19 protein-coding genes are annotated in these 23,973 nt (G+C 69.7%); 10 read left to right on the top strand and 9 right to left on the bottom strand.

The window, feature by feature from the left end:
- Positions 1 to 2 precede the first annotated feature (2 nt).
- From GDR74_RS00295 to GDR74_RS00270, 6 genes are read left to right on the top strand one after another with little or no spacing between them, the layout of a single operon-like run.
- A complete protein-coding gene (locus tag GDR74_RS00295; RefSeq protein WP_152584424.1) occupies positions 3 to 809 on the top strand; it encodes an HpcH/HpaI aldolase family protein in 807 nt (268 codons plus the stop codon).
- 10 nt (positions 810 to 819) lie between these two features.
- Complete coding sequence (locus tag GDR74_RS00290; protein ID WP_152584423.1) at positions 820 to 1,701, top strand: SMP-30/gluconolactonase/LRE family protein; 882 nt, start codon at positions 820 to 822, stop codon at positions 1,699 to 1,701.
- Between the two features lie 13 nt (positions 1,702 to 1,714).
- Positions 1,715 to 2,479: an SDR family NAD(P)-dependent oxidoreductase gene (locus GDR74_RS00285; protein WP_152584422.1), complete on the top strand. Its 765-nt coding sequence runs from the start codon at positions 1,715 to 1,717 to the stop codon at positions 2,477 to 2,479.
- Positions 2,480 to 2,488: 9 nt separating this feature from the next.
- Complete coding sequence (locus GDR74_RS00280) at positions 2,489 to 4,492, top strand: alpha-glucosidase (protein WP_152584421.1); 2,004 nt, start codon at positions 2,489 to 2,491, stop codon at positions 4,490 to 4,492.
- Between the two features lie 3 nt (positions 4,493 to 4,495).
- Positions 4,496 to 5,266 carry a sulfite exporter TauE/SafE family protein gene (locus GDR74_RS00275; RefSeq protein ID WP_152584420.1) on the top strand — a complete coding sequence of 257 codons (771 nt, stop codon included), beginning with the start codon at positions 4,496 to 4,498 and terminating at the stop codon, positions 5,264 to 5,266.
- Positions 5,263 to 6,750 carry an NAD-dependent succinate-semialdehyde dehydrogenase gene (locus GDR74_RS00270; protein ID WP_152584419.1) on the top strand — a complete coding sequence of 496 codons (1,488 nt, stop codon included), beginning with the start codon at positions 5,263 to 5,265 and terminating at the stop codon, positions 6,748 to 6,750. Before GDR74_RS00275 ends, GDR74_RS00270 begins: the two co-directional genes overlap by 4 nt.
- Before the next feature lie 170 nt (positions 6,751 to 6,920).
- On the opposite strand, the gene GDR74_RS00265 is transcribed toward GDR74_RS00270, so the two are convergent.
- From GDR74_RS00265 to GDR74_RS00230, 9 genes are all read right to left on the bottom strand, one after another.
- Positions 6,921 to 8,921, bottom strand: a complete 2,001-nt coding sequence (locus GDR74_RS00265) for a TniQ family protein (protein WP_194164582.1) — start codon at positions 8,919 to 8,921, stop codon at positions 6,921 to 6,923.
- A 107-nt stretch (positions 8,922 to 9,028) separates the two neighbouring features.
- Positions 9,029 to 10,972, bottom strand: coding sequence for a TniQ family protein (locus GDR74_RS00260; RefSeq protein WP_152584417.1), 1,944 nt, complete (start codon positions 10,970 to 10,972; stop codon positions 9,029 to 9,031).
- A 6-nt stretch (positions 10,973 to 10,978) separates the two neighbouring features.
- Positions 10,979 to 12,124 carry a TniB family NTP-binding protein gene (locus GDR74_RS00255; protein ID WP_152584416.1) on the bottom strand — a complete coding sequence of 382 codons (1,146 nt, stop codon included), beginning with the start codon at positions 12,122 to 12,124 and terminating at the stop codon, positions 10,979 to 10,981.
- A gap of 36 nt (positions 12,125 to 12,160) precedes the next feature.
- Complete coding sequence (locus tag GDR74_RS00250) at positions 12,161 to 14,344, bottom strand: Mu transposase C-terminal domain-containing protein (RefSeq protein WP_152584415.1); 2,184 nt, start codon at positions 14,342 to 14,344, stop codon at positions 12,161 to 12,163.
- 1 nt (position 14,345) lies between these two features.
- The gene (locus GDR74_RS00245; RefSeq protein ID WP_194164581.1) at positions 14,346 to 15,311 is read right to left on the bottom strand and encodes a TnsA endonuclease N-terminal domain-containing protein; all 966 of its coding nucleotides are present in this window, start codon (positions 15,309 to 15,311) and stop codon (positions 14,346 to 14,348) included.
- 100 nt (positions 15,312 to 15,411) lie between these two features.
- The gene (locus tag GDR74_RS18060) at positions 15,412 to 15,855 is read right to left on the bottom strand and encodes a hypothetical protein (protein WP_194164580.1); all 444 of its coding nucleotides are present in this window, start codon (positions 15,853 to 15,855) and stop codon (positions 15,412 to 15,414) included.
- Positions 15,856 to 15,924: 69 nt separating this feature from the next.
- Positions 15,925 to 16,305, bottom strand: a complete 381-nt coding sequence (locus tag GDR74_RS00240; protein ID WP_152584413.1) for a hypothetical protein — start codon at positions 16,303 to 16,305, stop codon at positions 15,925 to 15,927.
- 99 nt (positions 16,306 to 16,404) lie between these two features.
- Positions 16,405 to 17,259, bottom strand: a complete 855-nt coding sequence (locus tag GDR74_RS00235) for a Mu transposase C-terminal domain-containing protein (protein WP_194164579.1) — start codon at positions 17,257 to 17,259, stop codon at positions 16,405 to 16,407.
- Between the two features lie 1,550 nt (positions 17,260 to 18,809).
- Positions 18,810 to 19,382, bottom strand: a complete 573-nt coding sequence (locus tag GDR74_RS00230; RefSeq protein ID WP_246179809.1) for a helix-turn-helix domain-containing protein — start codon at positions 19,380 to 19,382, stop codon at positions 18,810 to 18,812.
- On the opposite strand from GDR74_RS00230, the gene GDR74_RS00225 reads away from it, so the two are divergent.
- The 4 genes from GDR74_RS00225 to GDR74_RS18290 all read left to right on the top strand — a co-directional run bounded on the left by GDR74_RS00225 (position 19,381) and on the right by GDR74_RS18290 (position 23,722).
- On the top strand, positions 19,381 to 20,463 hold the full coding sequence (locus tag GDR74_RS00225) for a hypothetical protein (RefSeq protein WP_152584411.1): 1,083 nt from the start codon (positions 19,381 to 19,383) through the stop codon (positions 20,461 to 20,463). The genes GDR74_RS00230 and GDR74_RS00225 overlap by 2 nt on opposite strands.
- A 199-nt stretch (positions 20,464 to 20,662) precedes the next feature.
- Complete coding sequence (locus tag GDR74_RS00220) at positions 20,663 to 21,082, top strand: hypothetical protein (protein WP_152584410.1); 420 nt, start codon at positions 20,663 to 20,665, stop codon at positions 21,080 to 21,082.
- A gap of 42 nt (positions 21,083 to 21,124) precedes the next feature.
- Complete coding sequence (locus tag GDR74_RS00215) at positions 21,125 to 21,913, top strand: metallophosphoesterase (RefSeq protein WP_152584409.1); 789 nt, start codon at positions 21,125 to 21,127, stop codon at positions 21,911 to 21,913.
- A gap of 90 nt (positions 21,914 to 22,003) precedes the next feature.
- The gene (locus tag GDR74_RS18290) at positions 22,004 to 23,722 is read left to right on the top strand and encodes an AAA family ATPase (protein ID WP_246179808.1); all 1,719 of its coding nucleotides are present in this window, start codon (positions 22,004 to 22,006) and stop codon (positions 23,720 to 23,722) included.
- The last annotated feature ends 251 nt before the right edge of the window (positions 23,723 to 23,973 follow it).

Raw genomic sequence — 23,973 nt, 5'->3', positions numbered from 1 at the left:
CCATGACCGACATCGAGAACCGCTTCAAGCGCCGGCTGCGGAGCCCGGAGGCCCGGCCGCCCCTCGGCACCTGGCTCATGGCGGCGGCGCCGGCGACCGCGGAGGCGCTGGGCTGCGGCGGCTTCGATTTCCTCGTCGTCGACATGGAGCACGTGCCGATCGAAGTGTCCGACCTCGCCCACATCCTGCGGGCCATCGGCTGCACGCCGGCCGACGCGGTGGTGCGGCTTGCCTGGAACGACCAGGTGCTCGTCAAGCGCGTGCTCGATGCGGGCGCCCAGACGATCATGCTTCCCTTCGTCCAGACCGCGGAGGAGGCCCGGCGGGCGGTCGCGTTCGCGAAGTATCCGCCCGAGGGGATCCGCGGCGTCGCGGCCGTGCACCGCGCCTCGCGGTTCGGCCGCGCAGCGGACTATCTCAAGCGCGCGAACGACGAGGTCGCCGTCATCGTGCAGCTCGAGACGCCGGAAGCCATCGAGCGGCTGCCGGAGATCGCCGCGGTCCCGGGGATCGACGCCCTGTTCGTCGGGCCGGGGGACCTCGCGGCGGCGATGGGGCAGATCGGAAACATCGCCCACCCCGACGTCCAGGCGCTGATCGCGAAGGCCGCCAGGGCGGCGTCCGAGCTCGGCAAGCCGATCGGCATCGTGGGCCCGAACCCGGACATGGTGCGCCGGTTCGTCGGCTACGGCTATGACTACGCGGCCGTCGCGTCCGACATCGCCCTGATGACGGGCCGCGCGTCCGAATGGCTGAACGCGCTGCGGGAGGAGCCCGTCGCGCCGGGCGCTCCCGCCGCTGCCTACTGAGGTCCCGGCCATGCCGCTTTCGGTCGCGCTCGACGTCCGGGCCCAGCTCGGCGAATGCCCGATCTGGAACGCCGACGAGCAGGCGCTGTACTTCGTCGACATCAAGGGCAGGGCGGTGCACCGCTACGAGCCTGCGACGGGCGGGCACGCCGTCATGGCCATGCCCGAGGAGATCGGCTGCATCGGCTTCAGGAAGGGCGGCGGCTTCATCGCCGGGCTCCGCTCGGGCCTGTGGCTGCTCGACGCCGCGGGGAACCCGGAGGCGAAGCTGGCCGACAATCCGGAGGACACGCGGTTCAGCCGCTTCAACGACGGCCGCGTCGATCCGGCGGGACGCTTCCTCGCAGGCACCATCGACGAGCCCAAGGACGGCGGGAAGGCGCATCTCTACCGTTACGACCGGCGCGGCCTGACGGCGATGGCGGGCGGATTGCTGACCTCGAACGGCGTCGCCTTCTCGCCGGACGGGCGCATCCTCTACCATTCCGACACCCCGACCTTCACGGTCTGGCGCTATGCCTACGATCCCGCGACGGGAGAGGCCACGGACAGAACCCCGTTCGTCCGCCTGGAGCCGACAGCGACGGATCGCGGACGGCCCGACGGCGCCGCCGTGGATGCGGAGGGATGCTACTGGACCGCCCTGTTCGAGGGCGGACGGATCCGGCGCTATGCGCCGGATGGAACGCTCCTGGCGGAATATCCCGTTCCGGCGCGGTGCCCCACCATGGTCTGCTTCGGCGGGCCCGATCTGAGGACCCTCTACGTCACGTCCGCCCGTGCCGACCGCTCCGGAGACGAGCTGGCGGCGCTCCCGCATTCGGGGAGCCTTTTCGCCATGCGCGTCGACGTGCCGGGCCTGCCCGAATACCGTTTCGATCCTCTCGTCTAGGGCCGTTTTTCCGATGGCGTTCGATTACTCAACCGTCCAGTACCGCTCCCTTGCGAACCGCTCCGTCGTCGTCACGGGCGGCGCGTCCGGCATCGGCGAGGAGATCGTGAGGGCCTTCGTCGCGCAGGGCGCGCGGGTCTCCTTCCTCGACATCGCGGAGGAGGCCGGGAGCGCGCTCGCCCGCGCGACGGGAGCGAGCTTCCGCGCCTGCGACGTCACCGACATCCCGGCGCTTCGCAGGGTGCTGGCGGAGGTCGAGAGCGAGCAGGGCGGCGTGGACGTCCTCGTCAACAATGCGGGCAAGGACGACCGGCACGACATGAACGCCGTGGAGCCGGACTATTGGCGGCGCGCGCTCGCCCTCAACCTCGACCACCTGTTCTTCGCGACGCAGGCGGTGGCCAGGGGCATGGCGGCGAGGGGCTCCGGCTCCGTCATCATGCTCGGCTCGATCTCGTGGATGCGCGGCCGCCCCGGCATGGTCGGCTACACCACCGCGAAGGCGGCGATCAACGGCATGACCCGCACCCTTGCCCGCGAGCTGGGAGCGTCGGGCATCCGCGTGAACTGCATCGTGCCGGGCGCGATCCTGACGGAGCGGCAGCAGAAGCTCTGGCTGACCCCGGAGCTGAACCGGCAGTTCCTCGACCTTCAGGCCCTGAAGTTCAGGCTCGATGCCAGCCATGTCGCCAGGATGGCTCTCTTCCTCGGCTCCGACGAGAGCGGCGGCTGCACGGGCGCGAACTTCATCGTCGATGCCGGCTTGACCCAGAACTGAGACTTTTCCATGCGGATCCAGACCACCTCCGACGGCTTCGACCTCATCCTCGACGGGACCGTTCTCCTGCGCCATCGCAGCGACGCGCCGTGCCTCTTCGCCGGCCGGGGCGATGCGCGGATCGCCATGTACCGCGGCAATTTCGACATCGAGGATTACGTCATCGAGCGCGTGCCGCTCAGGCATGCCGTCGTGTCGGGGCCGGAGATCGCCTTCTCCGAGGCGCCGGGGCAGCCGGTCAGGCTCGTCCTTCGGGTCGCGGGCGACGACAGGAACGGCTCCGTCGCCTTCCGGGCCGATGACGGCGCCATCAACCGCATCTGGCTGCGGATCGAGGCCGAGCGGGGCGAGCATGTGTGGGGCGGCGGCGAGCAGATGTCGTATTTCGACATGCGCGGCCGCCGCTTTCCCCTCTGGACCTCGGAGCCGGGGGTCGGCCGCGACAAGACGACCGAGATCACCTTCAAGGCGGACGTCACCGGCCGGGCCGGCGGGGACTACTGGAACACCAACTACCCCCAGCCGACCTATCTGTCCTCGCGCCGCTATGCCCTGCATGTGGAGACGACCGCCTATTCCGCGTTCGACTTCCGCCGGGACGGGTTCCACGAGATCGAGATCTGGGCCGTTCCGGAGCGCGTCGAGTTCACGGCGCGTCCGACCTTCGTCGCGCTGGTCGAGGCCATGTCCGACCGCTTCGGCCGCCAGCCGCCCCTGCCCGAGTGGGTCTATGGCGGGGCGATCGTCGGCCTGAAGGACGGGGCCAGGTCCTTCGAACGGCTCGAGCGCATCGTCGCGGCCGGCGCGAAGGTGAGCGGCCTCTGGTGCGAGGACTGGGTCGGCCTGCGCCACACCTCCTTCGGCGCGCGCCTGTTCTGGGACTGGAAGGCCAACGAGGACCGTTATCCGGGGCTGCGCCAGCGCATGGCGGAGCTCGAGGATCGCGGCATCCGCTTCCTCGGCTACGTGAATCCCTACCTGGCCGTCGACGGCTCCCTTTTCCCCGAGGCGGATGCGGCGGGCTACTTCGCCAAGGACGAGAACGGGAACACGGCCCTCGTGGATTTCGGCGAGTTCGAGTGCGGCGTGGTCGACTTCACCAATCCGGAGGCGGCCGCATGGTTCGCCGAGCGGGTGATCGGCCAGAACATGCTCGACTACGGGCTCTCCGGCTGGATGGCGGATTTCGGGGAGTATCTGCCGATCGACGTGACGCTCGCCAACGGGGTCGATGCACGCCTGATGCACAATGCATGGCCCACCCTGTGGGCCGAGGTGAACGCCCGCGCCGTGGCGAGCCGCGGCAAGACCGGCGAGGTCCTGTTCTTCATGCGGGCCGGCTTCACGGGCGTGCAGAGATACTGCCCCCTGCTGTGGGCGGGCGACCAGTCCGTGGACTTCACGCGCCACGACGGCCTCGTGACGGTGATCTGCGGCGCGCTGTCCTCCGGGCTTCTCGGCAACGCCTATCACCACTCGGACATCGGCGGATACACGAGCCTCTTCGGCAATGTGCGCACGGCCGAGCTCATCGTCCGCTGGGCGGAGATGGGCGCCTTCACGCCGGTCATGCGCACCCACGAGGGCAACCGCCCCCGCGACAATCTGCAGATCGACGAGGATCCCGAGGTGCTGCGCCACTTCGCCCGCATGACGCAGGTCTACGTGCATCTGGTCCCGTACCTGAAATCCCTCGTGGCCGAGGCGTCGTCCCGCGGGCTGCCCGTCCAGCGGCCCCTGTTCCTCCACTTCGAGGACGACGCGCGCACCTACGCGATCCAGGACGCCTATCTCTATGGCCCCGACCTGCTGGTCGCGCCCGTCTGGCAGGCGGGCAGGACCGAGTGGACCACCTATCTGCCGAAAGGCGCCGAGTGGGTCCATGTCTGGTCGGGCGAGACCTATGCGGGCGGGAGCGACGTCACCGTAGCCGCGCCTTTCGGGCAGCCGCCGGTCTTCCATCGCGCCGGGTCGCGCTTCGGCGACCTGTTCGCGGGCCTGAGGAATCTCTGAGGCATGTCGGCGGCAGCGCTCCTGGGCTTCCTCCTGCTCACCGGCGTCGCGGCCTATGCGCAGACCCTGACGGGTTTCGCGTTCGGGCTCATCACGATGGGCGGGGTCGGGCTGACCGGGCTGCTGTCGCTGCCGGACGCGGCCATGATCGTGAGCGTCCTGACGCTCGTGAACGCGACGCAGATGCTCCTGAAGGGCTGGCGCGACGTGGCGTGGCGGGAGTTCGGCCTCGTCATGGCGGCGAGCGTTCCGCTGCTCTTCCTCGGCTACTGGCTGCTGGAATGGCTCGCCGGGACGCGCGCCGATCTCCTGCGCCTGATCCTCGGAATCGTCATCGTCGTCTCGAGCCTGCAGCTCGCGCGAAAGCCGGAGCCCCTGGCGCAGCGGTCGAATGCCGCATCCTTCCTCTTCTTCGGGGCCGTCGCGGGCCTGATGGGAGGCATGTTCTCGACGGCAGGCCCGCCCCTCGTCTATCATTTCTACAGGCAGCCCATGTCTCTGGTGAGGGTGAGGGAGACCCTCGTTGCCGTGTTCGCGCTCAACGCCGTCTTCCGCATCGGCCTCGTGGCGGCGTCCGGCGATCTGCCGGCGGGGACGACCCTGTCGGGCCTCCTCGCCGTCCCGGTCGTCATGGGCGCGACCTACGTCGCGCGCCGTTGGCCGCCGCCCGCTTCTGCGGTCACGATGCGCCGCATCGTGTTCGGGCTTCTCTTTCTTTCAGGCGTATCGCTCGGGTCGCCTGCCGTTATTCGTCTTCTGGGAGCTTTGCAATGAACGAGCATTCGCCTTCTGTTGGGGTTGGGATCGAGGGTTTGCGGGACGGGGCGCTGTACCGGGAGGCGGCGTATGTGGGCGGCGCCTGGGTGGCCTCGCCGGAGGGACGCACGATCCCGGTGCACGACCCCTTCGACGGCGCGGTGATCGCGCGGGTGCCGGATCTCGGGCGCGAGAGCGTGCGCGCGGCCATCGACGCCGCCCACGCGGCGCAGAAGGACTGGGCCGCCCGCCCGGCCAAGGAGCGCGCCGCGGTGCTGCGGCGCTGGTACGAGCTGATCCTCGCCCATGCCGACGACCTCGCCCTGATCCTGACCCGCGAGCAGGGCAAGCCGCTCGCCGAGGCCCGCGGCGAGATCGTCTCCAACGCCGCCTATCTGGAGTGGTTCGCGGAAGAGGCCAAGCGCCTGTACGGCGACATCATCCCCGCCGCCCGGCCCGACCAGCGCCTCCTGGTGCTCAAGCAGCCGGTGGGGGTGTGCGCGGCGATCACCCCGTGGAACTTCCCCAACGGCATGATCACCCGCAAGGCCGGCCCGGCGCTGGCGGCCGGCTGCACGCTGGTGCTCAAGCCGGCGGCGCAGACGCCGCTCTCGGCGCTCGCCCTGGCGGTGCTGGCGGAGCGGGCCGGGGTGCCGGCGGGGGTGTTCTCGGTGGTGACCGGCGAGGCGGAGCCGATCGGGCTGGAGTTCTGCCACAACCCGAAGGTGGCCAAGATCTCGTTCACCGGCTCGACGCGGGTCGGGCGCTGGCTGATGCGCGAGGCGTCGGGAGGGATCAAGCGGCTGTCGCTGGAATTGGGCGGGAACGCGCCGTTCATCGTGTTCGACGATGCGGATCTCGAGGCGGCGGTGGAGGGGGCGGTGGTCTCCAAGTTCCGCAATGCCGGCCAGACCTGCGTGTGCGCCAACCGGATCTATGTGCAGGCCGGGGTGGCGGCGGCGTTCGCCGAGAAGCTTGCGGCGCGGGCGCAGGGGCTGAAGCTGGGCCGCGGCACCGAGGCGGGGGTGGCGATGGGGCCGCTGATCGACGCGCGGGCGGTGGCGAAGATGGAGGAGCACGTGGCGGACGCGCTGGCGCAGGGGGCGCGGCTTCTGACCGGCGGGCGGCGTTCGGCGCTGGGCGGGACGTTCTACGAGCCGACGGTGATGAGCGGGGTGCGGCAGACGATGAAGGTGGCGAAGGAGGAGACGTTTGCGCCGCTGGCGCCGATCATCCCGTTCGCGGACGAGGCGGAGGTTCTGGCGATGGCCAACGACACCGAGTACGGGCTGGCGTCGTATGTGTACACGCGCGACCTCGGGCGGGTGTGGCGCGTGGCGGAGGGGCTGGAGAGCGGCATGGTGGGGGTGAACACCGGACTTCTGGCCAACGAGGCGGCGCCGTTCGGCGGGGTCAAGCAGTCGGGCCTGGGCCGCGAGGGCTCCCGCTACGGCATCGAGGGCTTCCTCGAAACAAAATACGTCTGCCTCGCAGGACTGTGAAAAGGTCCGGCCCGGGCCGCTGCGCTCATGGAAGCGGCACCCGGGCCGGAACCGTCCGGCAGGGCGGATCCTGATCGACCGGAGCGGCGCGATCTTCCGGGATCGCGCGGCTTCGGCGATTTGGACAGTCACGCAATAAGTGCGAATCGCCTTCAAGCAAAATCAATCACTTACGAATTTCTTTCCACGCATGAATGCGAATTCTGACCACCAATTCCTGCGAATCCACCATCACTTTCCCGCAATTCCTGCGAAGCGTTTCGCGCTTCCCGACCTGCGAGAGCCGCCGCGACCTCCTCTCGGCGCCAGAATGACCGCGTGTTCTCTCCGGCCCGCGCGAGCACCGGCTCAATCCCAAACCCCGCCATAAGCCGGTCGAAGGCGCTTGCTGGGACGCCGTGTTCGCGCGCCAACACAGAGGATGGCGCCACGTCCCGCCGAAGGTTCTCGACACTCTCGCGTGTCACCCGCCGGCGCACGCCCTTGCCACCACAGTCGCCAAGGCCGGACCGAAGGTCTGCAAGGAGGCCAGCCGCAATGAGGCGCGGCACGTCCTTCGTCCCGCATGCCAGGGCCTTCTGCGCCGCGACGACGTCGAGGGTCGTGTCGCCGCTCAGGGTCCGGGCCAGAGCCTTCATCTCGTCCGCATCGAACGAGTAGCGGCGCAGGCCGGATTTCGCCTGATCAACGTGCGCCGGTGCGGCCAAGCCGGCCGCCACGGCCTCCACCAGCTTGACGATGTCGATGGACAAGCGTCCCTGCCGCAGCCCACGTTCGCTGACCAAGCGTCGGGAACTCGCGGTTTGGCCAGGAGGGAGGGTGCCCGAGGCCGCGCGCTCGAACATCGCGACCAGCCCATCGGCCGAAGCCTCGGTGTAATACAGGTCCGGATAGCGGCCCCGCTGATCAAGATGACCTGCCTCGGCCAGGTGGACAACCCGGGGCAAGTCGACCCCGAGCCGCTGTGCGATTTCCTGCTTGGTCAAAAGGCCATTTGTCGCCTTGAACGCCTCCCGGCTGACATGCCGGCTCTCTTCGACGACGAAGCGCTCAAGATCGGCCCGGTCGATCCACAGGCGGTTGGAGCCGGCCGCCACCCGCCTTTCCCCCTTGAGAAGCCCTTTGTTGACCAGATCCACGATGGCAGGTGTATTCACCCGAAGCCGGCGCGCCGCCTGTCCCCGGCTGATCCACTTGGAGGTGGGCAACGCCCCGCCCAGGCGGGCCAGACGCTGTGACTTCACCGGATCGCCGGTCCAGTGCTCATCGAGGAACGCCACGGCCTCCTTGAGCAGGATTGTCCGCGCGTCCTCAGGGAAGAAAGCCCGGAGTGACAGCCGACGGAAGAACTCGGGGAACTCCTTTTGAAGGCTTACATGGCGGCCCGCCGCGTCTGGATCGCGAATGCGGTGCAGGTGGGCGTGGAACTGCCTCGGCCAATCCGCAAGCAGCTCGGAAGCCGCATGAACCGCGTCCTCGCCCGACCGCCGCGATGTCCAAAGTTTCTTGTCCGGCGTATCCGGCAGTGGCGCGTCCAAGGCCGATATCATCATCAGGAGGTGCTTGAGCGGCAGGCTACCGAACACGGGCTCCAGAGACGAGGGCGGCATGTCCCGTACGCCCGCCGCCTTGGCGATCAGACGCACGAGATCGACAACGGGGGCAGGTGCGGGATCGGGCGCGTCGCAGAACAAAGCCCTTCCACAACCTGGAGCACCACAGCGGCGGGCCGCGGGCCGGCTCCACGACAACGGTGTGGAGCACGCCGGGCACGTCCTAACCATCCGGCACTCATGGCGTGGGCAAGCCACCCAGGCCGCCAGGCTCCATGCGGCGGGGACGACACCGCCATCCTCCTCAAGGCAGGCCAGACACACTGCAGGTTCATGAAAACGCAGCATGCGCCGACGCAGGTCCGGATGGCCGGGGACGATGAAGAGGCCGTCCCGGGGGCCAGCCCAGCGTTCGGCAAGCCGGATCGACACCGCTTCCGGCGGTGTGCCGGTCAGGGCGGCGACCCTCGCAACGACCTTGTCCCGGCCATGGTTCCGAATGCCGCCGCCGAGGCCAGCGGCCTTGAGGATGGCCTGTGGCCCGGGAAGGATGTTGCGGGCGGAGAGGCGGAGGAGCCACTCCAGAAAACCTTCCTGCGGCAGGGGAGGCGAGCGCACAACAAGCCTGCCTGTCGGCGGGTTCGCCAGGACGTCGGGCGGGTCCGCCGCGGGGGCGGGTGGCGCCCCGGCGTTCCCCGGGCTCCTGGTTCCCCTCCGCAACAGCGTCATAAGGCGTCCCCACCGATGCGCCGGAGCACCCGCCCGAGGTCCACCGCGTCGACATCGTCGCGACGCCAGACGGCGGAGATCCCCTTGCGCGGATCCGAAGCCACGACCGGCGAGACGCCGGCGGCGGCCAACCCCTTCACGACCATGCGGGTGCTGGTCCGGTGGTGGGCCGCCAGGGCGCGGGCCATCACGAAGCCACGCCGGAACCGGGCAACGGACGATGCGCTGACGCTGCGCCTGGCCAGCGTGTCCGCGTTCCGGGTGCCAGCGCTGAGGCAGCCGGCACGAACCAGCACCGGGATCATGCGCACCGACACGCCGAGTCCCTTGGCGGCCCGCCGGACGTCAAGGCTGACTCCGCCGGCCGGGTCCGCCCGCTGCCCCAACAAGTCGGAGCGTGAGACCATCAGCCGGCCGAGGCGTCCGCGCGAGCCGGAGAGGCCGTCAGGCGCCGCGAACACGGGCAGGATCCCGGAGTTGATCCGCCTGACGACCTCGACGAGGCTGAACGCCCGCATGCCCGCCACCTCCGACAGGCTGACCGCATGGGTGCGGGGCGGCGCCGCGCGGTCAGCCTGGACGGCCTGATGGAGCTGGTCCACAAAGGCGGCGAGGTCGGCCGGAGCGAACCGATACTCGTGGGCGGGCGTGCCCCGGCCGCGCCTGCCATGCAGGAGCCCAGCCGCCCGAAGGCGCTCGACCTGATACGACGTCAGGCCCAGCTCGGATGCGGCCTGGGCCGCCGACAGGGATCCGGACCGCTGTGCCGTCAGGGCCGTCAACGACGCTGCGTCGACGAGATGGGCCTGACGCCGGCCCATTCGGCGGCTTTCACCCTTGAGTTCCCCCGCCGCGATCATCCGGGCCACCGCCGCGACGCTGACGCCAAGCGCCCGGGCCGCGGCCACGCCGCTCACGGTTGAGGCTCCGGCCGGCCCGCGATGATCCGGCGGGACGCTGAAAAACGACCACGGCTTCAGCGTCGGGCCGGGAATGGACCGGGCGACGTGGCGCCGGGCGAGTTCCAGGACGGCCTCGAAGCGCGGCTGATCGAGGGCGGAGCGCAGGCGAACCAGCAGCGACCCGAATTCCGCCGCAAGGCCGACCCGGGCATCCGGGGCGCGCCGGTGTCGTTCGAGGTAGTCGATGAACCCGCCCGGCCAGTCGAGGAGAACCGTTGCGGCGCGTTCGGTCACGGCGAGCATGTCGTCCATGCGCGGCTTGGCGATGTAGCCGGACCGCCACCCGCGTCCGCCGGCCTCCATGTCCCTCGCTCCGAAGAAGCGGACCAGGTGGACCGCCGCGTCCAACTCGCGCAGGGGCACCGCACGGCCAGGCGGGTTTGCGCCCCGAGCCAAGGCATCAAGCCAAGCGGCGAGGGCCAAGGCCGGAGGAGGTGCCGGGACGGGCTCCGCAAGCACCGGCCCGCCGCACCAGAGGCACCGGGTGCGCCCGGCCGGGAGGCCAGGGCCAAGCAGCGGGAACGCGGAGCCGCAGGCGGCGCAGCCGTCCCGCAGCAGGCAGCCATGGCGCAGGCAGATCGCGATCCCGAACAGGTCCCAGGTCCGGCGCGCCGGCCGCCCATCCGCATGGCAGGCCGGGCACACCTTGCCCCGCGCCAGCGTCAGGCCCCGCGGGCTCACACCGGATGGCACATCGCCGAAGCGGACACGGTCCGGGGCGCCGGGCAGGGGCCAGTAGGCCGTTGCGGCCAGCGTGTCGGCGTCCACCGCCCCGTCGAGCATGGCCACCATGCGTGTCAGATCGCATGGCGTCGTGAGGAACACCCGCGACAGCCCGGCACCGCGGATGAGCCAGCGCGGGTCGTGGTAGCCGTTCAGCGCCGCCAGGCGGGACACGAACTGGTGAAGTCCCTCCTCCGGATCCGGAGCGGTCCGGACGACCAGGCATCCGGCCGTGTGGGTGTGGTGAGCCGGCATCCGTACTCAGCTCCTCTTCGTCAGGGCGGCCATGACGGCAAGATTGCGCTCGGACTTGCGTCCACCCCCGCCCCGCTTCGGCGCCTGTCTACCCCGCGGTTGGGGACGAGCCCTTGGCACGGGCACATCGTCCTGGGGCAGGGGCGGCGGGAGTTCGCCCTTCCACGCCTTGCCGAAGGGATTGACGAGCCTCTCAAGCGCCTTGTCCTTGCGGAAGGCGCGGTCGAACGCCTTCTCCAGCACGGCGAACGTGATCTCCTTGTCCTTCTTCTCGCGCATGATGACGCGCATCGCCATGGCCAACAGCTTCTTCAGCCGGCCGATCACGCCGCGGCTGGCGTAGTAGAAGCGCTTCGCGGTGGTGTAGTCCCCAATGTCGATCTCCCCCGCGAAAGGGAAGGGGCTCTCGCGTTGGAAGGCAGCAAGCAGGCCGTAGAAGAAAAGGCGGCTCTCCGGCTCCTCGTCGTCGGCCTCCTCGTCCGGGACCTCCTTCGGCGGAATGTCCCGGCCCCATTCGTAGGGCGGCATCGGGATGTCGTTGTCCCAGCGGCGGTCGAACTGCCCATCCTGCTCGACCAGCAGCCGCATCCGGGGCAGGCCGAGGAAGATGAAGCTGATGCCGGTGTTGCCATGGCGCGACTTGATCCAGTCGATCAGGTCCGCCGCGGTCAGCGCGCCGTTGCGGTCGACGGCGCGCTGCGCCTCGTCGATCAGCACTCCCTTGGTGCCGCAAGCCCTCAGGTACAGGTCGACACGGTCCTCCAGATCCTCCCGCTTGCCCTTGTTCCAGAGCGGGTCGCCGAGGGCCTTGAGCATCGCCTTCGCCACCGGGATCACCCGCGGCCGCGACGGCATCTCCAGGGCCAGGAGCGGCACGTCGTCGACGGTCAGCTCCTCCCCGGAGGCCAGCACCGTCCGGCGTCCGTCCTTCGTCACGGGGTATCTTTCCACCAGCTTCCCGAACAGGGTCGACTTGCCGATGCCGGTGACGCCGCTGATCATCACGCACGGAACCTCGGCGGCGGAGCCGTGGAGGCTTAGAACGTCCTCGACCTCAACCATGATGTCGTCGAACAGGGGGTGCTCGACGAAGACGCTTTGCATGACGGCCCACGGATTGGACGGGGTCGGGACAGGGACAACGGCATTCATGGGGGGTACCTTTCGTGGGTGCGGTTGGTGCCGGGCTCAGCCGCGGCCAATGGAGCGGTTGGTCTTGAAGGTTGGGATGGCGCGCCGCGGCCGGACGGGGGCCGCGCCCGGGGCCTCCGAGGCCGGTGCCGCGGCTGCCGGCGCGGGGCCGCCGATCTGCTTGACGGGCGGCACGGCGACGGGCTGCGGCGGGGGCAGAAGCGGATTGAGCGGCAGGCCGGCGAAGGGACCCGTCAGCCGCGGCAGATTTCCGCCCGCGTCGAGATTGGCGATGATGTGCTGCGAGCCGACACCCATCGCGCGCGCGATCAGGGTGTTCGTCCGGATGCTCAGCGCGTCGGGCAGGGCATGCGCGATCAGATCCTGCAGGTGGAGGCGCGACTCGATGAGCGCCTCCAGCGACTTCCGGCCGGACAGGCGGTCGGCGTGCCGCAGATACAGCTTGTGGCAGTGGAGTTCGAGGCCCTCCGCGTAGTCGCCGTACCCCATTTCCCGCGCCGTCGCCGGGATCCACATCTCCACCTTCGGGTCCCAGACGTGGATCTTGCCAAGGTTGAGCGGGTTCACCTTGACCCTCACCTTCAGCGAGTGGCCGTTGCGGTCGCGCACGCGGCTGAGGCCCTCGGAGTAGTAGCGGATGTTCTCGTAGACGACGCCGCGGTGGTCGAGGAGCTGGCCCTCCCGGACGATGCCGAACATGAGGTCGAGATCGGTGCCGTCTTCCGGGAACTCAGGGTCGACCTGGGCCGTGCCGGCGCTCCAGCGCTGGTCGGGCGAGAGGCGCGTTCCCGGCGTCGGCTTCTGGTGGTAAACCTCCAGCAGCCAGCAATGCAGGATGTAGAACAGGTGCCGGAAGCCCATGACGGCGTTCCGCGTGGGGTCGTAGTCCTGGCCGTCGATCTCGTCCCTGGCGGCGAGCACGAAGCCGTTCATCTCCTGCAGCCACTGCGTGTTGGCGACCTGGAAGGCGCCCTCGACTTCCGACTTGGTCCAGGGCATGCGGGCCGGGGTGAAGTCGTAGGGAATGTCGAGGTTGCCGGCGATGGTCTGGATGGTCCTGCCGTGGGCCTGAAGGCTGTTGTCGAAGGTCATGTGCCGCGGCAGGCCGGAGAAGCGCCAGGGCGGAAGGCCCGGGTACTCCTTCGCCACATAGCTCTTCATCGAGGCGGCATGGCGGAGCGTGCTGCCGATCACCAGGTCGCCCGGCGGCTCGAACCCCAGGTAGACCCCGATGATCGCGCCCGTGTACACGTCGACCAGCCAGGCCAGCCACGGGCGTCCGAGCGGGATGCCCAGGATCTCGTCGATCACGAAGATCGGCAGCCGCGTCTCATCGAACTGCACAAGGTCGAGGGCGTGCTCCGGATCGACGCTCGGCCGCGGGAAGCGGTGCAGCTGCCGCGCCCTCACAAGACCGTACTTGGCGATGTCGCGCAGGCGGGCGTCGAACTCGTTCCAGTGATTGTAGAAAGTGGTCTTCTCGGGCATGCGCAGCGTCTCGCCCGGGTGCCTGAGGCGCTCGGCCTTGACCCGCTTCAGGACCCTGCCCATGATGGAGGCCATCACGGGATGGACCTTCCCTCCCGGCTGGTTCCGGTGGCGCGCCGCCTCGATCTCGGCCGCCATCTCCTCCTTCATGATCCTCGCCACCAAGGGATGCAGCTGCTTGCGGTTGCCGCGCTGGTCATGGTCGCCGCCGAGGTCGCGGTGCTCGTCGTAGGCACGGTAAATCGCGCACCACCGGTAGTAGGTGGCCTGGCTGACGGTTTGCTCCTTCCCGAGATGCTCCAGCCCAAGCGTGCGGCCGAGTTCGTCCAGCAGCGCCTGCAGCACCGTGGTTCCGGTGGCCGCGCCGTTCACGATCACCTTCGCCGTCTTGGTGCCCGGAGCGGTGCGTTCGTCGACCGCGCGGATCACGGCCCGGCGGAAGGCCACGCGCTTCTGCTTCGCCGGGTCCATGTCGCTCAGCGGCACGCCGTGCCGGCGACGGCGCTCCCGGCGCTTGTCCTCGGTGTCCTCGTCCCGGTCCCCGTCGAAGCGCAGGTCCCCCTCGTCATAGAGGTGTTCGAGCTCGGTGCGCGGCTTGTCCGTTCTGACGCCGTTCTTGGTGTTCTTGAGCTCCCAGTGCTCCACGCCTTCCTTGGGGAAGGACGCCACCATCTGGTATCGCGTCCGGCCGATGTAAATGTGGACGCCGACGGCAAAGGTGTGGCGGGCCATGTCATTCCTCCCCGTCGACCGAACCGAGCCAAGTCATCAGACCGCGCCCCAGGCGCACCGGGGTGGCGGGACCGAGCGGAGGGCCATCGAGGTCGACGGCCAGAAAACCGCGGCGGCAGAGCGCGTAGACGTGCTTGCCCTCCAGCGCTGGGAAACGCGTGAGGAGCTCCGCGATGGTCAGGCAGCCAGCGTCGCGCAGGGCAGCGGCGAGCCCATCGCGCAGGTCCGTCTGCGGCACCGGCGCGAGGCGGTGCCGCCAGATCAGGGTGAGGTTGGGCCAGCGCGGCTTGCGGTGCAGGTGGCGCTCGGTGACGACCCTGAAGGAGTAGCCAAGGCTGTTCAGCGCTGCGCCGATCTCGGGCCAGCGGGCCTCGTTCTCCTCGCGCGCGGCGTCCTCCTCCGGCTTGACCTCCTCGAACACCCAGTCGGACCGCACGACGAGGCAGTCCGGCCGGTGGAACCGCACCGCGCCGCTCCGGTCGAGGTACTGGAGACGGATGGGCTGCTCGACGAACATCAGGACCGAGGGATCAAGCTCGTGGTGCAGGAAATTGTCATGCTCCGAGCTGGATGCCGCCCGCAGCGTGCGCCGCGTCTTGAGGCTGTGGAACCGGCTCCGGCGGCCGCGCTGGGAGCTGCGGGGCGAGCGCCCGATGGCCATCTCCGGGACGGCTTCGAGGCCGAAGGCGAGGGCAGGATGACGGTGGGTGATCCGGACGCCCGGGAGCGGCTCGGCCGGTCCTGCGGCGGCGGGCCAGTCCCGCGCGACCGGTTCGGGGTCATCGGGCGTCAGCGGCTCGGGAACCGGACTGGCGAGCCTGGCGCGGAAGTATGCCGCCAGGTCTCCGGCGTGGTCCGAGCCTGCCGTCGCGGCGGCAGGCTTCGGGAATGCGGGCAGCGTCAACGAGGTCTGCTCGCGGTTGGCGGCGCGGGCCGCAAGAATGGATTGGGCGGGCGTCATGCGCATCGCGGGGTTCCTTGATGCCGCGCGCCACCGGGGCGACGCGGCCGCTGGAGAGTGTGAGGTTGAGGGGAGGATCGCCCCCGGCGTCGGTGCCGACCGATGCTCAGCCCGGGCGGGAGCGCCTCGCCTTTCGGATTTCGACGACGACGGACTTCTGTGCTCCGCACAGGCCCCATTCGCGCTCGAATGCGGACATCTTGCCGTCGTCGGCATCTTCGGCGGGAGGCGGCTCGCCGTAGTCGGTCGGTCCGATGGCGTCGACCGCCGCCGCGGCATGCCCGGCATCGAGACCGGCATCCACGAGAACGGTGATGTGCCGGCGGCGGCGGGCTGCCGCGGTGGCATCGTCGACAAAGGCGTCGCCGAGTGAAGGCGGAGCGGAGCCGACGCATGCGTGAAGCTCACGATAATCGCGATAGCCGAGCATCTCGGCGACGAGGTCCAGGCAGGCGAAAAGCGGCAGGTCGTAGCCGAGCGCGGCGACGAACTTCTTCAGCTTCTTGGCGTGCAGCTTCGGACGCGTGGTGGTGATCAGGTTGAAGCGCATGGGATGATCCATCGGATGAACAGGGCGGGGGCAGAGGGCCCGCGAGGGATGGGAGACGTCGCCGCCAGGTCAGAGGGGGTGACCAGCGTCCGGTTTGACGGGCTGTCCCGGAGTTGGATCCGGCCCGGGCGCCGCCCTCCCGCCACCCTGCCCGAGCTCCTGCGCGAGGGCCCTGAACTTCGCGCGCCGCGCCAGCGTGCTCTGCACGGCGACGGTGGTCATGGCGGCATAGATCTGGTCGGTGCAGCGCAGCCGCCCGACATAGCCCGTGGGGCGGTGCCGCACGACGATGAAGCGGAGGTCGGTCGGGTCGAAGATCACCTCCACTTCCCTGAGTTCGTCGCCGATCTCCGCGCGCAGGCGGTCGAGCCCCGCCCCGGTGTAAGTGAGGTCCAGGAATTCCACGCGTCCGCCTTGCACAGGGGCGGTCGCCACAGGATGTCTGGCCATGGTCAGGCTCCTTGTCTGTCCTTGGGTTGGATGAGGGGTTGTCGATCCGGGGCGGCTTGAGCCGCCCCCAGGGCCGTTTCGGCCGAGTTTCGGTGCGGCTCACCCTTTGGGCCGGTTGGCCCTGTCGCGGCGCCCTTGGCACGCCGCGATCCGCATCCACCGCCCCGATGACTCCTGCACCGCGATGCAGGACGGATCGGACGGGTCGACCCGCACAAGGATCGTATCGGCGCCTGCCGCCCGAAACGCCGCCAAGCCCGGGTCCTGGTACCGGCGCCCGCCGACATGGATTCCGGTGGCCGTGAGCCGTCGGATCAAAAGCCACGCCTTTGCCGTCGCCGCCGGATCCGCCGGAGGCTCGTCCGACAACACCGGCCGACCTTGTTCAGCGGGCATGAGGCACAGCTGGCCGTGGCCGGAAATGCGCACCAGTCGGGTCTTGGGCTCCTCAGACGAAGGATCGCCCGCGCACTGGAGTCCACGCTTCAGGTAGCGCCGCACGGTTTCCCGGCTCGGCACCGTCAGCTCCCTTCGCGAGTTGCGCGAGGCGGCGCAGACCTGGAGGTGGACCTGCCGCCAGACCTGGTCGATGGTGGTCCTCCGAGGGGCTGCCCGGTAGGAGAGCACGGCCTCCGTGAGAATGGTCTCGACCACGGGCGGGAAACGCCGCCGGGCGCGGCTCCTCGTCCGGGCGCCCAGTTCGATGTTCTGAGCTTCTTCGCCCGCGCGAAGGCGGCGGACCCACCGTTCCAGCGTCGACCGGTGGGGCAGGGACGATCCGGGCTGGCCCGCGGGCTGCGCGACGGCCGGAACGGGGTGTCCGGACGCATGGGCCAGGGCCCCGGCCAGCCGCTCGCGGGCGGCCTTTACCGCTGAGGAGTCCGGCGCGGCGCTCCGGGCGGTCAGCCGGGGCGCCGGAGCGTCCCCGGGCCGGGGCAAATCGATGTCTGCCACGGGCCCGTCCGTCGGACGCACGGGGGAACGGGATCTGCGGCGGGGGCCGGCAGCCCCGTCTTCCCTGGTTGGCAAGGGCTTCTTAAACTTTGCCATGGTACGGCTCCTTTGCGGTGCGCTTGGTCGCGCGGGATGGCACGGGCGCTCGGGGCGCCCGCTCTTGCACTTTGCCGCTGGAGCTGTCAGAAAGACGCTGCGCCCCCAAAGGCGCAGGCCGACCTTCTCCCGGCAGCCGTCATCGGGCTGGGAAGTCGAGCTCCTTGCGGTGGACCTTGGCAGGGACGGTACGGGGCGCCTGGAAAACACACCGGCCCGACCCTTGGAGTCCTGCAGTTTCAGAAAGCGCGTGGCCACGGATGGCCACGCGCTTTCTGTTTTGGGTTCGGCTCAGGCGGTTGCCATTGCCGGTCCCGCACCGGAAACCCGGCCGCGGACGACCTCGCCCGAACAGGCGGCTGGGCCGTTGGGGGCCGGGCAGATCGTCCGGGGGCGGATCCCGGATTGGACGCCCTGGCCGGGAACGGAGGCCAAGGGCATCTGGTGGACGGGGCCATGCCGGGCCCGGTCGCAGTGGGGGAAGGGTTGGGCTGTTGCGAAGATGCCGCCCGGCCCATCGGACTCAGGCAGAGGGGATAGGCGCCCTGGCGGGGAGGCGGCGGCGTGGCCGGCTCGACGAGCCGACGCCACGGTCATGACGACCGACGGGCCGGCCGTTAGGCCTGGCGGATGCGCCCCAGCGGGAGCGGTGTCGATTTCGGTTTTCGCAGCATCCGCACAGCTAATCCTAAGCGCGGCCGTGGAGCAACATCTTTCCTCCGACATGGTTGATGACTGGTTAACCGGGCGGACACGGCGCGCCGGCAGAGCCGATGGCCGGCCCTTGCGGACACTTGGCCGCCATGAGGGCCGCGGGCTTGCAAACATGGGCAGACCTCCTTGGGTTTCGGCAGTCCCGCGTTGCAACCAGCGGCGGAGGCCTGGGCCGCCCATGCGTGCTGGCCACCGCCCGCCGTTGCGGCGCATGGTTTGCCTGAGCGGGCCCAGGTGAGTCAACAGGATTATTGGAGGCTTACTTCATGAAGATGCCTGTCGACTTTGGCCATGTCCACGGGCAAGAAGAAAACTCAAGAAGTAGTTCTGTAATCCTTGCCTTATCCTTGGTGGTAAAGGATTGAATACTTGATTCTTTGCCGGATCTTCAGGGTTGGAGCTTGATTTTCCAATCTCCGCAACGGCTTAGGGATATCCTTCGCAAAAGCTTGTATCGAACGATGTGCACAAGGATTCAATCCACGTTCCTTTCTCCGGCGGGCGCGTCACGGGGTTCGGCGGCCGGGCCCCTGTCAGCCTGGGCGGAGGCGCGGCGACCGGCAATTATACCATTGGTATAAACAAAAAGCGAGGCAAATCGCGGCCGCCGCGTCAAGCCTGGCCATCTCGGTTAACGCCTCCGGGCCGAATCACAATCGGGACGCCGTTCATGCAAGCATGCCAAGCCACCCGGTCCCGTCCATCCTCGCGCGCGAGACACCGAGCTGGCAGGCCCAGACTCACGCGGCCGGTGGCAAGGACGCCTTGCGCGGCCTTCCCCGCGGACGCGGCGCCTGCTGCCGATCCCCTCCTTCAGCCTCGGCTCCGTCAGCGTCCGATCCTGCGCCTCGTTCCCGTCTTTCCGGCGAGCGGGACTGCCGCTCGAACTCCGGCCGATCCATCTCCGTGACGACGCCAGTGCAGCCGTCGCCCTTGACGAAGCGGGCACCGCCAGCCTCCAGCGCCGCGCGCAGCTTTGCGACGGACTTCGCTGCGATCCTGCGGAAGCCGTTCTCAAAATCATTGATGTAAAGTTTCGAGACGCCCGCCGCCTCCGCGAGCTGCCGCTGCGAAAGCCCGAGCATCGTTCTGGCCGCCTGGCACAGCTCCCCCGGAATAGGCTCGTCGGCCGGGAAGCCGTTAACCATCAGCGCTTCGAGCGCAGGCGGCCGGGCAGGATTGTCTTGAAAAATTCGTATACCAATGGTATAGTTCCATTTCTTCGTCGCTCCTGCCGTTCCATCTCCTCCGGACGTCGCCCCCACGTCCGGCCCTTGGTGCCGGCCCTGTTTGAGGGAGAGTTTTTCCGCCATGATCCCCGCCTTTGTCGCCGTCGATGGGCGCTCCGTCAGCACCCACGCGGCCTTGCTTGCAGCCTGTGGCCTCGGCATCGCCGCAAACCGCCCCGTGACCCTGGTCCGGATCACGGGAGCGGCCGAGGCGGCGCTCCCGAATCCGGAAACGATGCCAGATGCCGTCCGCGTCGTCGAGCATCCGCTCGCTGCGGCAGGACACCGTCCAGCCGTCGACCGGGCCATTGCCGCCGCCGAGGGCGACGGCCGGGCCGTCGTGCTCGACATGCCACTCGCCGAGCTCACCGACTGGGCCGGGCCGGCGCGCGCGCGCGTGCTGCCGGTCGTTCCCGTCGGCCCGGCCCCGCTGGATGAGCACCTCGTCGCCTCGGCCCTCCACGACTTGGCGGCCGGCATGGGTCCGCGGGAGCCTGGGTCCCGGCAGGGCATGGACGGGGGGCCGCAGGCCGCACGCCCTATGCCGTGGCTGCTGGGATGCGGGCGCTCCGGCGGCGGACCCGCCCTGGCCGGCTTCACCGAGACCATGCAGGCGCTCCTCACGGCCGACGCCGGACCCGTGCCGGCCCGCGTCCTGCCCCTCACGCTGCCGCTGCTGAGCCGGGGCGAGGCGGCCTCGCTGCTGGCCGGACAGCCCCGGCCCTGGTTGTTGCGCTCGGGCGTGCTCCTCACCGCCGCCCTGCGCGCCGTCGCCGCGGCCCCCTCCGCGCCGGACATCGACCCTGCGGCCTTCGCCGAGATCCTGGGGGCGGGCGATCCGACGCGGATCACGGCGGACGAGCGCGACGAGCCGGAGCGGCTGCGCGACCTTGCGGACGCGCTCCAGGCGATCCGCGACGGGAACCCGCCCACGCCGGAGGAACTCGCCACGGCGCCGGTGCTCGATGATTGGGTGCGGACGACCCGGCCCGTCCGCATCCTGGAGGGCCGATCCTATGGCCATCCCAGCATTCCTTCCGGACGGCTGGTCCGGACCTCGGAGGTGTACGCCACCGACGGCCGCACCTACGCCCGCACGCTTTCGCGCCTGTACAGGCTCGGGACCCCGGCCCAGGACGGGTCCGCTGCCGCTTCGGTGCACTGAGTCGATCCCGACCATCACCCCGCCAGCCATCAGACACCGAACCCGGGACCAGGCCCGGGCAGCCGACGGAGCAACCATGCCGCCCATCGTCAAGCGCCCCCAGCACATCAGGCCGGCCGTCCCCCGGCCGCGCAAAGTCTCGCCCCCCGGTGGAGCCCGCGCCGGTCGGCGGCCGCGACGGGGCGGCCGGCAACGGCACGTGACGGCCACGGAGCGGCAGGCCCTGGCTTTCTGGCGCACCCTAGCCCCGGAGGAGATCGGTGCCGGGCGCCGGCGCGTGCTGGAACGGGTGCTCGCCCTGAACGGCCCCGCGTCCGTTGGCAGCCGGCGCCTGCATGCGCGGGCCAACTCGGCGCTCGTGATCGGAGCCGCGGTCGATCTCCTGCTGCGCCGCGGCGCGCTCGACAGCCGCTACGCCGACTTCGTCATGAGCTGCCTTCTCGCGCACGGGCTGCAAGGCGATGCGGCCTCGCCGTTCATTCTGGCCCACGCGCTGTCGCGCCTGGCCCGCCAGTCGGAGCGGCATGCGGCGTGCCTCGACCTGTCCGTCCGGTGGCGGCAATGGAGCCGCCGTCCCGCACCCGGCCCGCTGACGGACCCGCCGCAGCCACCGGCCTAGCCGACCTGCCAATGTCCCTAACCCCAGCCCTGGGAGGATTGCTTGCGACTTTGGATCTTGTCCGACCTTCACCGGGACGTCGGGCCCGCATGGGCTCCTGCCACCATCCCGCAGGCTGACGTGGCCGTGATCGCCGGCGACATCGGCGAAGGACTCGTGGACAGCATCGCCTGGGCGGGCGAGACGATACGGCCGCACATGCCCGTGCTGATGGTGGCGGGCAACCATGAGTTCTACCGCAGCGAACTGCCGGCGGAGCTGGCCCGAGGCCGGGCCGCGGCGGCCGAGCGCGGCATCCACCTCCTGGAGAACGACAGCGTCGTGATCGGGCGGGTGGGCATCACGGGTTGCACCCTGTGGACGGACTATGCCCTCGACGGTGCCGTCCTGCGGCCGCTGGCGATGGAGTCCGCGCGCCGTGGCATGAACGACCACCGACGGATCGCCTGGGCGACCAAGCCCCAGTGGCGACGCTTCCGACCGGAGGAGGCCGCCGCCCTTCATGCGGCCTCGCGGGCCTATCTCAGGGAGGTCCTGCTTGGCGACCTTCGCGTGGCGGACGACCTCGTGTCGCGTGTGGTGATCACGCACCATGCTCCGAGCCGGCGGTCGGTGACGCCACAGTTCGCCAAGAGCGCCCTGAACCCGGCATACGCATCCGATCTGGAGCCGCTCATCGAGGCGGCGGCGCCGACCCTATGGGTCCATGGCCACATGCATGCGAGCGTCGACTACCGGATCGGCGGCACGCGGGTCGTGTGCAATCCAAAGGGATACGGAACCGAAAACAACAAATTCGACCCGGCGCTCGTCGTGGAGGTCGCCTCATAGGCTGGGGCCCGCTCAATCAGAGGCACCGAATTCGCCCATCCGCGTCCCTGTTGGACTGCGGATCCGTCCACCCGACACCAAGGCTGCCCCATGTCACGTATCAAGCCCGCGCTGGCACGATCCATCGTGCTTCGGGCGTTTCCCCGGGTCCTCCGGACGGCTCTCGACGCCGACGGCGTCCACGGCGAGCCCGCGAAGCAGCTCATTGCCGATGCCCGCGCGCTCGGCGCCGGTCTTGGCGCGGCGGTCCAGCGCTGCCTCGACGCCGCCCTTGGAACGCTCCGCCTGCCAGCGGACATCCCGCTGGCTGGCACCTGCTCCATGCTCGATGAGGTTGCCGCCCTCACCGACCGGCCCGCGGCGCGGGAGGTGGCAGACGCCTTGCTCATGCTCCTCGGCCCCGCGGGTGAACGGGACATCGCCATGCGCCTCGCCTTGGCGGTCTGGCGCGACGCGGAGCGGCTCGACGAGGTCGGAACGGCCCTTGCGCGGCTGAGCCTCCTCCTGGCATCCGAGGGAGACCAGGAGGAGGCGCCGAACCCGTTCGATGACCTTCTTGCCCAGGTCGACGATCCTGAGATGGGCGCCACCTTCCCGGCGAGTGCGGCCGTCCGGATGGATGCTGCCCAGCAATGGCGCCAAGCGCTCGGCGCGGCCTACAACGGGCTCAAGAAGGACGTCGCCTGCTTGGGCACAGGGTTGTCAGTCATGGCTGTCGGACGCGTGCCGGAGGCCTATGCCTACGAAACACTGGCGACCGTGGCCCTCAAGGCCGGCCATCTCGTTCTCGGCCCGGTCGAGCGCCTGGCGGTGGCGGAGGAACGCCGCCGCGTCGCGGAGCGCAAGGCGGCCCTCGCCCGACGCAGAGAGCAGGAAAAGAGCACGCAAACGCCGGCGTCCCAGCCGGACGTGGCACCGGCCGACGCTCCGCCTCCAGAGGGCCATGTGATCGTCTGCCGGTCCGCGGGCGAAACAGGAAGCAGCCGGGGCAGGGAGGCTTGGCGCGGCTACGAGCACGTCATCGGCGCTGCGTTGCCCCTGGTCGCCACCCCCGACCTGCCGGCGGTCCGCCGGACCCTGCTCCGTGAGTTCCCGCAGGCCGAGGCCGTCATCGACCAAACATTGCGGTGGCTTGTCGGTCGCCCTTATCTGCATCTCGGACACCTTCTGGTCGAAGGTGCGCCGGGGTCGGGGAAAAGCCGTTTCGTGAGGCGTCTCGGCGAGGCCTTGGGCATGGGTGTCTTCCGCGTGGATGGATCCAACGACGGAGGCGGCTCGTTCGGCGGCACCGAACGGCGGTGGTATTCGACCGAGCCGTGCCGCCCCTTCATGGCCATCGCCCGGTTCCAGCAAGCGAATCCGCTGCTGCTTGTGGACGAGGTCGACAAGGCGCCGACCCGCTCGGATTACGGCCGGCTGTGGGATTCCATGCTGCAGGCGATGGAGCCGGAGACGGCGGCCCACTTTCCCGACCCTTGCCTGCAGGCGGACCTCGACTTGTCTTGGGTGTCCATGATCTGCACCGCGAACGAAGTCTGGCGTCTCCCTGGTCCTCTGCTCGACCGCTTCCGCGCCGTCCTGTCCTTTCCCGAGCCAGGTCCCGAGCACCTGGACGCCCTTCTGCCCGCCCTGGTCGAGGACATCGCCCGCGAGCGGGGACTGGATGCGCGCTACTTTCCGCCGTTGGACGGCATCGAACGGGATGCCCTCCGCACGCGCTGGCAGGGTGGCTCCGTTCGCAGGCTTCGGCGAATGGTCGACGCGGTCCTGCGGGTCCGCGAACACGCCGGCCTTGCAAGGCCGCAGTGACGCTTTCCCCTCCCTTGATCCCGACCGGCTGAACTCCTGCGGCCCAAAGCCCAATGGCAGAGACCTCGCGAGAATGACTGACGCACCTCGGACCACGCCGAAGCCAAGAACCATTCCTCCGATCCCGAAACCCACTCCCGGCACGCCGGCCGCTCCCCTGCGCCGGCCCACCCACGACGCCTCCCGCGGGCGCTCGGCCGCCAGGTCGGCACCCGCGGGTCCCAAGATCGAACCAGGCCACGGCATGCGGT

It is taken from the genome of Microvirga thermotolerans, assembly GCF_009363855.1.
GTDB classification, from domain to species: domain Bacteria; phylum Pseudomonadota; class Alphaproteobacteria; order Rhizobiales; family Beijerinckiaceae; genus Microvirga; species Microvirga thermotolerans.
Note: the sequence above shows the minus strand (reverse complement) of the source record. Positions and strands in the feature narration are given on the sequence as shown.